The sequence below is a fragment of the Thiocystis violacea genome (assembly GCF_016583575.1).
In the GTDB taxonomy this organism is placed as follows: domain Bacteria; phylum Pseudomonadota; class Gammaproteobacteria; order Chromatiales; family Chromatiaceae; genus Thiocystis; species Thiocystis violacea.
Window position 1 is genome coordinate 1 of record NZ_NRRG01000054.1, and the last position, 12,619, is coordinate 12,619.

At 63.7% G+C, this 12,619-nt stretch carries 8 protein-coding genes; 5 read left to right on the forward strand and 3 right to left on the reverse strand.

Annotated elements, in window-relative coordinates; genetic code table 11:
• The first annotated feature begins 131 nt into the window (after nt 1–131).
• The 5 genes from CKO27_RS19525 (at nt 132) to CKO27_RS19545 (ending at nt 10,715) form a co-directional block, all read left to right on the forward strand.
• A complete protein-coding gene (locus tag CKO27_RS19525) occupies nt 132–617 on the forward strand; it encodes a DUF4915 domain-containing protein (protein ID WP_276570188.1) in 486 nt (161 codons plus the stop codon).
• Nucleotides 614–7,543 (forward strand): DUF4347 domain-containing protein, encoded by a 6,930-nt coding sequence (locus CKO27_RS19530; RefSeq protein WP_200376596.1) that lies wholly within the window; start codon nt 614–616, stop codon nt 7,541–7,543. Before CKO27_RS19525 ends, CKO27_RS19530 begins: the two co-directional genes overlap by 4 nt.
• 301 nt (nt 7,544–7,844) lie before the next feature.
• The gene (locus tag CKO27_RS19535) at nt 7,845–9,416 is read left to right on the forward strand and encodes an ATP-binding protein (RefSeq protein WP_420825849.1); all 1,572 of its coding nucleotides are present in this window, start codon (nt 7,845–7,847) and stop codon (nt 9,414–9,416) included.
• Nucleotides 9,416–10,069, forward strand: coding sequence for a response regulator (locus CKO27_RS19540; RefSeq protein ID WP_200376597.1), 654 nt, complete (start codon nt 9,416–9,418; stop codon nt 10,067–10,069). Before CKO27_RS19535 ends, CKO27_RS19540 begins: the two co-directional genes overlap by 1 nt.
• Nucleotides 10,070–10,244: 175 nt before the next feature.
• Nucleotides 10,245–10,715 (forward strand): rhodanese-like domain-containing protein, encoded by a 471-nt coding sequence (locus tag CKO27_RS19545; protein WP_200376598.1) that lies wholly within the window; start codon nt 10,245–10,247, stop codon nt 10,713–10,715.
• 18 nt (nt 10,716–10,733) lie between these two features.
• Here CKO27_RS19545 and CKO27_RS19550 read toward each other — a convergent pair whose 3' ends face one another.
• The 3 genes from CKO27_RS19550 to CKO27_RS19560 are packed head-to-tail and all read right to left on the reverse strand — an operon-like array spanning nt 10,734 to nt 12,597.
• Nucleotides 10,734–11,552: a UDP-2,3-diacylglucosamine diphosphatase gene (locus CKO27_RS19550; RefSeq protein ID WP_200376599.1), complete on the reverse strand. Its 819-nt coding sequence runs from the start codon at nt 11,550–11,552 to the stop codon at nt 10,734–10,736.
• 5 nt (nt 11,553–11,557) lie between these two features.
• Nucleotides 11,558–11,851: a hypothetical protein gene (locus CKO27_RS19555; protein WP_200376600.1), complete on the reverse strand. Its 294-nt coding sequence runs from the start codon at nt 11,849–11,851 to the stop codon at nt 11,558–11,560.
• A complete protein-coding gene (locus CKO27_RS19560) occupies nt 11,848–12,597 on the reverse strand; it encodes an ankyrin repeat domain-containing protein (RefSeq protein ID WP_242471016.1) in 750 nt (249 codons plus the stop codon). The genes CKO27_RS19555 and CKO27_RS19560 overlap by 4 nt, the downstream gene beginning before the upstream one ends.
• Nucleotides 12,598–12,619: the final 22 nt, after the last annotated feature.

Consider the following 12,619-nt stretch of genomic DNA (forward strand, 5'->3'; position numbering starts at 1 on the left):
GCACAGGAAGAGGTCCGTAACCATGGCCACCCGAAGAAACAGCGCTGAGGACACCGATTCCGCAAACCGCATCAGCGGTTGTAACTGTTTGTTTTTAAAAATCGAGAGACTTATCTTAGTGCCATTCCTCCATGCCCCATTCTCCCCGCTGGCATGATGGGAAGGTGTGGTTGCTCAACTCGGGTGAGGGAGAATTTGGTTATGTCGATCCTGATGTTGGTACCTTTGTTCCTGTGATCGACTGCCCCGGATTCGCACGGGGGCTCTCCATCGTCGGCGACTTTGCCGTGATCGGATTATCGAAACTGCGTGAAAATACCTTTGCGTCGGGGCTCAACATCAAAGAAAAACTTGAAAATCTGCATGTGGCGCAACGGTGCGGGCTGATGATCGTCGATTTGCGCACAAGCAACATGGTGCATTGGCTCACTATCGAAGGAATTACCGAACTCTATGATACGGCATTTCTTTCAGGTATTGAGCGTCCTTTTACCCCCGGATTTAGCTATCCCAATTTACACCGCCAGATTCTGAATATCCCCTCGGTGTTTCCGCTCGAAGCACCCAAAATAATCGAACCCGCAACGACTGAAAAAGAAGAAGGACAACAATCATGAGTACGCTATCAAACGAACTCATCATTATCGACTGGACGGTCGATGCGGCGGATATGGCGATACTCACGGCGGGTATTGATCCCAATACCCCTTTTATCGTACTGCAACCCGGAGAGAGCGGATTAAGCGGTTTGGCGCAAGCGTTGTCGGGGTACTCGAATCTTGATGCCGTTCATCTCGTTACCCACGGCTGGGGCGGTGCGTTGAAACTGGGAGGGCAGTTGGTCACCGATGCAACGCTCCAAACGCAACCAGGCGATCTTAGTGCCATCACCGATGCGCTCAAAGAGGGTGGCGATTTAATGCTTTATGGGTGTTCGGTTGGCTATGGCGAAGCGGGACAAACCTTTCTCGATGATTTGAAAACCATACTCGGGGAGAGCGTAGATATTGCCGCGTCTACCGACAAAACAGGACCGACGCTACTTGGCGGTGACTGGGATCTGGAGTGGCAAATCGGCACTGTTGAAACGGTACTGCCGTTTACACTGGCAGGGATGCAGGATATTGGGCATTGTTTGGGATGTACTGCCAGTTATCCCAACATATATGACCAAAATGGGGCTGATATCGGAGACATTACATATGGCCACATGTTTACGCTTAATGGAGGTCAAATTTTTGGTTATGGAAGTATAGAAGCTAATCTGGCAGAGCTAAATAGTAATAGACCTGATTTGTGCGGATCTTCTGCCCCATCCGGCCCCGCCGTCACCAATGTCACCTCCACCGCCAACGGCAGCTACAATGCCGACGACGTCATCAGCATTCAGGTGACCTTTTCCGAGGCGGTCACGGTAACGACTACCAGTGGCACGCCAACCCTTCTGCTCGAAACCGGCACGACAGATCGCGTCGCGACCTACAGCTCCGGCTCGGGAAACGCTGAGCTGACCTTCACCTACACCGTACAAACCGGCGACACCAGCGCCGATCTGGACTACACCGCCACCACCGCGCTGGCCTTGAACGGCAGCACCATCAACGCCACCACCGGCGGCGCGGCGGCCACGCTGACACTGCCCGCGCTGGGCGCGGCCAACTCGCTGGGCGAGAACACGGCCATCGTCATCGACACCGCGGCGCCTGCTGCTCCATCTACCCCGAACATGACAGCCGCTACAGACAGCGGCAGTTCCGACACAGACAACATTACCAACGACACCACGCCCACTTTCCTCGGCACGGCGGAAGTCAACAGCACGGTCAGCTTATACGAGGGCTTCACGCTGATCGGTATGGGGGCGGCCAATGTCGTCGGGAATTGGTTTATTACGGTCGATTCCCTCTCCGAAGGCGTCCATACCATTACCGCCAAGGCCACCGACGCGCCCGGCAATGTCAGCGACGCATCCACCGGACTGTCGATCACCGTCGATACCACCGCAGCGACCTTTGACGCGGCGCCTGGCGCCGGCAGTGTCAACACCGAGGGCTTTACCCCATCGGCCAGCCTGAACGAAGCCGGCACGCTCTACTATGTCGTGGTTGCCGACGACGCGACAGCGCCCAGCGTGGCGAATGTCAAGGCGGGTCTGGACAATAGCGGCGGGGCCGCGCCCAAGTCCGGCAATTCCGCCGCCACCAGCGGCGGCTTCGACAGCAGCTTCTCCGCCATCACGGGCTTGAGCGCCAGCACCGCCTACGATGTCTATTTCGTCGCCACCGACCAGGCCGGTAACGATCAGACCGCCGTGACCAAGGTCGATGTGACCACGGCGACGCCCAATGCCGCGCCGGCCATCGCCAACCTGTCCAGCGATACCCTGAGTTACACCGAGGGCGACAGCGCCGCGATCATCGACCAGGGCACGGCGGCGACCGTCACCGACAGCGACTCGACCGACTTCAACACCGGCACCCTGACCGTCGCGATCACAGCCAATCGCGACAGCGGCGAGGATGTGCTCGCCATCCGCCATCAGGGTACCGACGCGGGCCAGATCGGCGTCTCGGGCAGCACTGTGACCTATGGCGGCGCCACCATCGGCACCTTCACCGGCGGCACCGGCACCAACGATCTGGTCGTGACTTTCAACAGTGCCAGCGCCACGCCCACCGCCGCGCAGGCGCTGATCCAGAACATCACCTACCAGAACAGCGACAGCGCCGACCCCAGCGCCGCCGCGCGCGCGGTGCGCTTCGTGCTGACCGATGGCGACGGCGGGACTTCGGCCAATGCCGATACCACGGTCAATGTCGCGGCCGTCAACGACGCCCCAACGCTGACCGCCACCGGCGCGACGCCGACCTTCACCGAGGACGGCGCGGCGGTCGCCCTGTTCAGCTCCGCGTCGATCAATCTGGTCGAAAGCAGCCAGACCGTCAGCGGTCTGACGCTGACCGTGACTCAGGTCTCCGACACCACGGAAAGCCTCGCCATCGACGGCAGCACCATCCATCTGACCAACGCCGCCTCGGGCAACACGACAACCAACGGCATGACCTACAGCGTCGCGGTCGCCAGCGGCACCGCGACCGTCACCCTGACCAAGGTCGCGGGGATCAGCGCCGCTCTGGCGCAAACGCTGGTCAACGGCTTCGCCTACAGCAACAGCGATCAGAACCCGAGCACGGCCAACCCGCGCGTGGTGACCATCACCCAGATCACCGACAACGGCGGCACGGACAATGGCGGGGTCGCGACGGGTACGCCGGGTATCGCGGTGACGGTGACGGTGCAGGCGCAGAATGACGCGCCGACGATAACCAATCTGAACAACGATAGCGCAAGCTTCGTTCTCGGCACCGCCATTCCGACCAAGCTCGACAGCGGCGCGGCGGCAAGCGTGAGCGATGTCGATCACGTCACCTTCGCCAACGCGGGCTATGTGCTGGCCGCGCATTCGAGCGGTTCCGTCGCCACTGGCGACTTCTCCTTCGACGGCACCACGGTCACGGCCGGTGTCGACGGCGCGATTGTCGCGAACGAAACGGTCAGCGTCGGCGGCACCGCCATTGGCACTATTGATGCCACTCAAAACGGACAAGACGGCGCGGCGCTGTTGATCGACTTCAATGACGCCGCCACGCCCGCGCTGGTCGGCACCCTGCTCCAAAATCTCTCCTATCTGGAAGACGCCGCCAGCATCACGGTGGGCGCGCGGACGATCAACCTCAGCGTTAGCGATGGCGCAACGGTTTCGGACACGGCCACCGTCACCCTCACCGGCACCGCCAAACCCGCCATCGCCTCGGCCACCTACAACGCGACCACGGGCGTGCTTGCGGTCACTGGCAACGATCTGGTTGCCAACGCGAGCGGCCTGGACATCGACGCCAGTTTGTTCACCCTTACCGGCGAGGGCGGCGCGACCTACACCCTCACCGACACCGCCGATGTCGAGCGGACCGACGCCAGCCACTTCAGCCTGACGCTGTCGGCGACCGATCAGCTCAACGTGCGCGGTCTGCTGCACAAGGATGGCACTCAAAGCAGCGACGCCACCACCTACAACCTCGCCGCCGCCGAGGACTGGGCGACCGGCGTCGAGAGCGCCATCGCCATCGCCGACGCAACCAACGGCGTGACCGTCAGCAACGTCCTCGTCCCGACAATCGCCAGCGCCACCTACAACCGCGAGACCGGCGCGCTGGTGGTCACCGGCACTGGCCTCTTCAAGAAACTCGGCGCGGCCAACGACATCGATCTGTCGACCCTGACCTTCACCGGCGGCAGCAGCAGCAGTTTTACCCTGACCACTGCGACCGATATCGAGATCGACTCCGCCACCCAGTTCAGCGCGACCCTGAGCGGCACCGACAAGACCGGCGTCGATGCCCTGCTCGATCAATTGGGAACCCAGTCCAGCGGGGGCACCACCTATAACCTCGCCGCCGCCGACAACTGGCTGGCCGGGGCCGATCCGGCGCCGGACATCGCCGATACGAGCGGCAACGGCATCAGCGTGGCGGTCGCGCCGACCATCACCTCGGCCACCTACGATGCCAGTAATCGCACCCTGGTCGTCACCGGGACCAACTTCCCGGCCAATGCGGGCGCGACCAACGACATCGACCTGTCCAAACTGACCGTTACCGGCGAGGGCGGCGAGACCGTCACCCTGACCGGCTCGGGCGTGGAAATCACCGACAGCAGCCACTTCAGCGTTGTGCTCAATGCCTCCAGCGACATGGCCCTGATCATGCTGCTGAACAAAAACGGCCTGACCTCCACCAGCGGCGCAACCTACAACCTCGCCGCCGCCACCGGCTGGGCACCCGGCTACGCCAGCACACCGGCGGATTTGACGCTCAATCCAATCACGGTGAGCAACGTCTCCGCGCCGACGCTCGACAGCGCCATCTACGACGCCAGCACGGGCGTCTTGACGGTCACCGGCGCCAACCTGTTGCGCTATTATGGCGCCGCCAACGACATCGACCTGAGCAAGCTGACGCTCACCGGCGAGAGCGGCGCGACCGTTCCGCTCTCCGGCGCCAGTGTCGAGGTAACCAGCGGCACCAGTTTCGCCGTAACCCTCAATGCCGCCGACCGCGCCGCAGTGGGGATGATCTTCAACAAGAACGGCGCCGTATCCACCGGCGGCACCACTTACAATTTGGCGGCGGCGGAAGACTGGGCCACGGGTGCCGACAGCGCGGTCGTCGTCGCCGACCTGACCGGCAACGGCATCACTGTCAGCAACGTCCCCATCCCGACCATCACCTCCGCTACCTACAACAGCGTGACCGGGCTCCTGACCGTGACCGGCACCGGCTTCGTCAAGCACGACGGAGCCGACAACGATGTCGATCTTTCGATGCTGACGATCACCGGCGCGGGCGGCAGCAGCGCGGCCTTCACCCTGACGACCGACACGGATGTCGAGATCACCTCCGCTACCCAGTTCAGCGCCACCCTCGGCGGCGCGGACAAAACCGGCGTCAACACCCGACTCAACACCGCTGGCACCGTCGCCAGTGACACTACCCTCTACAACCTCGCCGCCGCCGAGGATTGGATGCGCGGCGCCGATGCCAACGTAACCATCGCCGATCTCACGAATAACGGCATCACCGCGACCCTGAATCAAGTCCCCAGCATCACCAGCAACGGTGGCGGCGCCACCGCCACCGTCAACGTCGCTGAGAACCAGAGCGCCGTTACCACCGTCACCGCCACCGACCCCGACGCCGGTCAGGCGCCGACCTATACGCTCGGCGGCGGTGCGGATCAGGCCAAATTCTCGATCAATCCGACCTCGGGCGTGCTCACCTTCCTCGCCCCTCCCGATTTCGAGTCCCCGACCGACAGCGGCACCAACAACAGCTATGAGGTGATCGTTCAGGCCAACGATGGTCAGGGAGGGACCGATGCCCAGACCCTCACGGTCACCGTGACCGATGTCAGCGAAGGCGGCGGCGGTGGAGGCGGCGAACCACCACCGCCACCACCTACCGATACCGACGGTGACGGTCTTCCCGATGGCGAGGAAGGAGATGAGGATACCGACGGAGACGGGCTGCCGGACGACGAGGACACCGACTCCGACAACGATGGCCAGGATGATACAGAGGAGGCTGGAACCGACACCGACGGGGATGGCCTGGACGACAATTTGGATTCCGATGACGACAACGACGGCATCGACAGCGGCGAGGAAGGCGGTGTGCCTGATCCCGACGGCGCGGGCAATGGAGACGGCAATGGAGACGGAATCCCCGACACCAAGCAGGACGATGTCACCTCCTTCGAGAGCGGCGAGACGGATGACGATGGCGATCCTCGGTACGTGACGCTGGAAAACACCGGAGGCGGTCGTCAGGACAACCTGGAGGTCAGCCCGCCGCCGTCCGATAGCCAACTGCCCGAGTCGCTCCGGGGCAGCCAGTTTCCCTTGGGCGTCTTCAGCTTCGACATCGAGAACACCACGCCGGGCGGCACCGAGACCATCCGTCTCTATGTCGATGGCGATCTGCCCGTCAATGGCTATCTCAAACAGAACAACCAGGGCGATTGGGTGAGCGTGCCCATGACGCTGACCCGCGAGGGAGACAAACAGATCGTCGAATTCGTGTTGCAAGACAATGGCCCGCTGGACAGCGATCCCACGCCTGGCGCCATCAGCGATCCGGGTGGTCCCGTGTTTCTGGCGACATCGGACTGTCCCTATGACCCCTTCCGACTCGATAGCGATGACGATGGAATGACCGATGTGGTCGAGGCCGACCTCGGTTTCGATCCACTCGTGAAGGATAACGATATCCTTGGCAATGACGAATTGTTCGTGCGCCAGCTCTACCGGGATCTGCTGGGCCGGGAAGCCGAGGAGAGTGGTTTGGCCTACTGGGGCGAGCCTCTTCAGCAAGAGACCACGACACCCGCCCGCATGGTCGACGCCTTCATGGAATCGCCAGAGTTCCAGACCAATTCCGCGACCATCGCTCGCTTCTATGAAGCCGCCCTGGGTCGGTCGCCCGATTATTGTGGCTTTAATTATTGGATGGAAAAAGCGATGGCGGGTGATGATCGACTGGCGATCGCGGGCGGTTTTGCCGCCTCGGCGGAGTTTCAACAGACCTATGCCTCGTTGAGCAATGACGCCTATGTCACGGCCCTTTATCGCAGCACCCTCGGCCGCGATCCTACCACCGAGGAGCAGACTGAGTGGACCGACGCCTTGGCGGGCGGAGCCGCGCGCTCCGAGCCGCTGCTCGCAGTCGTCGAGTCCGCGGAGTACCAGGCGGCCTCGACCGCGGAGGTCAGCCTGGATCTGCTCTATCTAGGACTGCTCGATCGGGCGCCAGATGAGTCTGGCTATGCTTACTGGCTCGACCGAATCCTTGCCGATGGCGATTCAGTGGACGAGATTCAGGGAATCATGAACAGCCCCGAGTACAGGGATCGTTTTCTGCCGACGGATGGGGAGGCTCAAATGACGCTGATCGGTCAGGACATGGAGCCCGATGTGCTGTTTGGCTGAAGCCGAGCGCGGTTCTCGGGCACGCACCACCTGAACACGCCGACCCTGTGGGTTGGCGTGTTCGCTGGTGACGCACTCGGCGATTGGCGGCTGACCGGAGCCACGGTCGAAGATTACCAGCCAGCCACCGTCCAAGTTCCATCCAGCCAGATAGCCTTGTATCGGCGCGCCCTTGAATCCCAGGCAAGCAGGGCGCCGTCGCGCGCTCGGTCTCGCGGTAGAATCCACGTTCTCCACCCAGGCCAATCCACCCACCATGTACGCGACCGGCACCCTGATCAAACTCGCCCCTCAGGGGTCCATGGACGCGGCGCGCGTTCGGGCGATCCTGCGCGCGGCCCATCTGCTAGTACCGCTATCGACGATCGCCCTCGCGCTTGGGGCGGGTTTGGTCCTGTTGCCGCTGTATTGGCTCTGGCCAGCCGTCATCTGGCCGCGCTGGCTCTGTCTAGGTCTGCTCGCGATCGGCTCGCTGGCCGCCGTGATTGCCTGGACGCGGCTGCGCGATCAACTGCTAAGGCCCCTGGTTCGCCTGGAGAACTCCCTGACCCAGGTCTGCCAGGGCGAGCCGGGGGCCAGCGAGACCCTGCACGAGACTGGCGTACTCGGGCGCATCTCCCAGGACATCCGTAGTCTCAACGATGAGCTGACCGATCTCTACGAGGACATGGACAACCGGGTCGCGCGCCAGACCCGCCGGCTGGCCCAGAAGACCGCCTCGCTCAAGATCCTCTATGACGTGGCCGCCGGCATCCATCAGACCGAGAGCGTCGAGGAACTGCTGCTGCGTTTCCTGCGGGTGCTCAAGGAGATGATCAACGGCCGCGCGGCGACCGTGCGTCTGGTGATGCCGGACGGCACCCGGCGTCTGATCGGCTCCATCGGTCTGGACGACGGTCTGGTGCGCGAGCAGGACATGGCGCCGGTGGATCTCTGTCTGTGCGGCAGCGTGCTGGCCCCCGGCGATATCCTCTGCGACAACGATGCCCGCTATTGCGCGCGCATCTACGGCCGGCGCATGTTCGCCAGTTCCGAGATGGAGGTGGTGACGGTTCCGCTGGAGCATCGCGATGAGCTGCTGGGGGTCTACAGTATCTTCGTCGACCGGCCGGGGGTGAAGGCGCGCGAGGACATCATGGATCTGCTCTTCACCGTCGGCCATCACCTGGGGGTGGCGATCGCCAAGCAGCGCTCGGACGCCGAGGCGCGCCGGCTCTCGATCGTCGAGGAGCGCAACGCCCTGGCGCACGAGTTGCACGACTCGCTGGCCCAGACGCTCGCCAGTCTGCGTTTTCAGTGCCGGATGCTGGATGACTCGCTGGCCGAGAGTCGGATTCCGACCGAGGCGCGCAATGACCTGTCGCGCATCCGCAACGGGCTCGACGAGGCCCATACCGAATTGCGCGAGTTGCTCGCCAGCTTTCGCGCGCCGCTCGACCGGCGCGGGCTGGTGCCGGCGCTGGAGAAGCTCACCCAGCGGCTCGGCCGCGAGACTGGCGCCCATGTACTCTTCCAGAATGACAGCCGCCCCTTTGAATTGTCCGCGACCGAGGAACTGCAACTCTTGCGTATCGTCCAGGAATCTCTCGCCAACATCCGCAAGCATGCCCAAGCGCATACGGTGCGGGTGCTGCTGACGCGCGAGAGCGGCGGTCGGCACGTTCTCTTGGTCGAGGACGACGGCATCGGTCTCAGCGCCCCGGCCGACGGGTCCAGCCCCGGCGAGCGGATCGGACTTTCCATCATGGAGGAGCGCGCGCGACGCATCGGCGCGGAGCTGCGGATCGAGAGCGAGCCGGGCGAGGGCACCCGGGTCGAGGTTCTTTTCGATGTCAACCGGCGTCCTGGACGCCAGACGCGGGAGACGCTCTGATGCGCGTGCTGCTGATCGATGACCATGCCCTGTTTCGCTTCGGCCTCCAGGAACTTTTGGAGCGGCGGGGTATCGAGGTGGTCGCCGTGGGAGACGCCACCGCCGGTCTCGACATGGTGGCCAGGACCGCCCCCGACGTGGTGTTGCTCGACATGCGCATGCCGGGGCTGACCGGTCTGGAACTGCTGCGCCAACTGCGCGGGGCCAGCCAGTCCATGCCGATCGCCATGTTGACCACCAGCGCCGAGGAGCGCGATGTGGTCGAGTCGCTGCAGAGCGGGGCACAAGGCTATCTGCTCAAGGACATGGAGCCGGATGCCCTGATCGCCGCCCTGGGTGAGATCGTGCGGGGACGAACCGTGGTCGCGCCCGAGCTGGCCATCGTGCTCGCCAAGGCCGTTCAGGGCGAGGTCAAGCTCGCCCGCGTCGATACCGGGCTGGCCGATCTCACGCCGCGCGAGCAGGAGATTCTCTGTCACCTCGCCGAGGGCCAGAGCAACAAGGCGATCGCCCGCCAGCTCGGGATTTCGGACGGAACCGTGAAGCTCCACGTCAAGGCGATCCTGCGCAAGCTCGAGGTGCATTCGCGGGTGGAGGCGGCGGTGATCGCAGTCGAGCGGGGGTTGTGCGAGCGCGCGTCGGCGCGGGATTAGGCGATTTCCGTGGCGTCGTCGAACGGCCGCCTGGTGGGCGTTGCCTGACCGGAGTGACCCCGGATGCGTTTTTTGAATGCCGGGCGAGGGCGCTTCGGGCTATGGTCACGGACCAGCATCGCCCGGCACCAAGATCTCGGCGGTCTAGCGTCTTTGAAGAGGAGCCTGTCCATCCGTGAAGAATTTTCTCCAACTCATCAAGAATTGTCTGACCGATATCCGCGAGATCCTGCCCTGGGATCTGGAGGAGCGGCTCCAGGCGAACCCCGAGCTCATGATCGTCGACGTGCGCGAGCCCGATGAATTCGCGGCCATGCACATCGCGGGCTCGATCAATGTCCCGCGCGGCATTCTGGAATCCGCCTGCGAGTGGGATTACGAGGAGACGGTCCCCGAACTGGTCCAGGCGCGCGATCGGGAGATCGTGGTGGTCTGTCGCTCGGGTTATCGCAGCGTCCTGGCCGCGCATTCCATGAATGTTCTGGGTTACTCGGATGTCGTCTCGCTCCAGACCGGATTGCGCGGCTGGAAGGACTACGAGCAACCGCTCGTCGACCAGGACGGAAACTCGGTCGATCTGGACGATGCCGACATCTATTTCACCCCCAGGCTGCGCCCCGAGCAGCGGCGTCCGAGCGCGGGCTGAGGGTGAATCAATGGGGATCTATTGGCCGTCCAAGGCGCTCGAATGGGAGGAGGCCGGGAGGGTTGGCAGGATGGGCTCGCGATGCCAGCCGAGGGACGAATGTGACAGGGCCTCGCCGGCTTGCTCATGCCATTCGGCGAGCACGGTGCGCCGCGCGATCCGGCCGTCCAGGGCGATCTCGTGATCGGCGGGTCGGTGCGTGTGACCATGGATGAGGTGAATGGCGCGGTGGCGTTCGAGATGCGCGCGGACGCTGTCCTGGCTCACGTCCATGATCTCGCTGGATTTATCCGAGTTGGCGGCGGCGCTTTTGCGTCGATAGTCCGCCGCGAGGGCTCGGCGGCTGGCGAGCGACTTCCAGAGGAAGAGTCGGATCACCAGCGGATTACGGACCCGGCGGCGGAACTTCTGATAGGCGAGGTCGTCGGTGCAGAGCCGGTCGCCATGCATCAATAGGGTTGGTTCGCCGTCGAAATGAAGGAGCGTCGGGTCGCCCAGAAGCCGGCAGCCGGTCTCCCGCAGGAAGGCGCGGCCGATGAGAAAATCCCGATTGCCGTGCATGAGGGCGCACTGGGTTCCGGATTCGACCAGCGCGCGCAGGGCCGAGCGGACCCTCAGGTTCATCGGTGTCTCGTCATCGTCGCCGATCCAGGCGTCGAAAAGGTCGCCGAGGATGTAGAGCCGCCGCGCCGCGCGCGCGCGGCCGGCGAGAAAGTCGAGAAACAGCCCGAGGGTCGCCGGACGCTCGGGCGAGAGGTGCAGGTCGGAGATGAAGAGCGACTCGCCGTCCACGTCCTGCTCGGCTGGACGCGGGTCGCGAGCGCGCCCGCCCGCCATCCCGATCAGTCCTCGCCCGCGTCCAGCCACCCCTGCAGCGCCTCGATCAGCGACTTGGCCTGGGCGCGGCTGGAGATGTTGAACTTGGACTGTTGGCGATACTCGCCATTGCGCTTCTGATAGCGGCGGATGGTGTATTTGTCCGCGCCATAGGTCTCCTTGGCGCGATCCCATTCCTGGTAGCGGAAGATGATTGTGGTCCAGCTCCCCTTGGAGAGGATGACCTTGTCCAGTTCCTTGGTGGTTTCGATGCCGTCTTCCAGATAGGTGACGGTCAAGTCTTCGACCTTTTCGGTCATTCCTCTGTCCTCTGTTGTGGGGTCATGGGTCCGGAGTGGCCCGGAGTCTCATCCGCTCGCCCCCCTTTGGCCCCATGGCGTTTGAGTAAATCGACGATCCTGGGGCGGGCGTCCCGCCGGCCTTCGGACCATTCCAGGGCCAGATCCAGGGGCCGGCGGCCGGCGGCGTCGGTCTGGTTGACATCCGTCCCCATGAGGATCAGGCGGCGAACCGTTTCCAGATGTCCCCCCGCGATGGCGAGCCGCAGCGGTGTGTCCCCGTGCGTGTCGGCTCGGTTCAGATCCGCTCCCCGGCGAGTCAGGAATTCGAAGGTGTCCCGATCCGAGACACCCGCGCGCGCCAGGTCGAGCAGGGCCTCCCAGGGGTCCAGGGGCACGCCCCGGACGACCAGCATTTGCGCCACCTGGGTCTTGCCGGTAGCCAGGGCGACCTCCATCGGCGTCGCGCCGGCGGCATCCAACGCCAGGGGGGCGGCTCCATGCTCGATCAGCGCGCGAGAGATGTTGACGCTGCCCTGTCGCGCGGCCACATGCAGCGGGAAGTCGCCATTGATATCCGGCTGGTTGACGTCGGCGCCCCAGTAAAGATGTCGCTTGACCTGGTCCAGATCCCCGATCCCGACCGCGCGATAGAGACTCAGGGTCGGTGGCGCGGGCTCGTTACAGGCGGCGAGCAGGAGCGTGGCCACCAGAACCAGGACGAGCGAAGGCTGAGGCATGGCGGCGAACCCGCGCGGCTGATTCATTCAAGGGATCGGATGTTAAGGC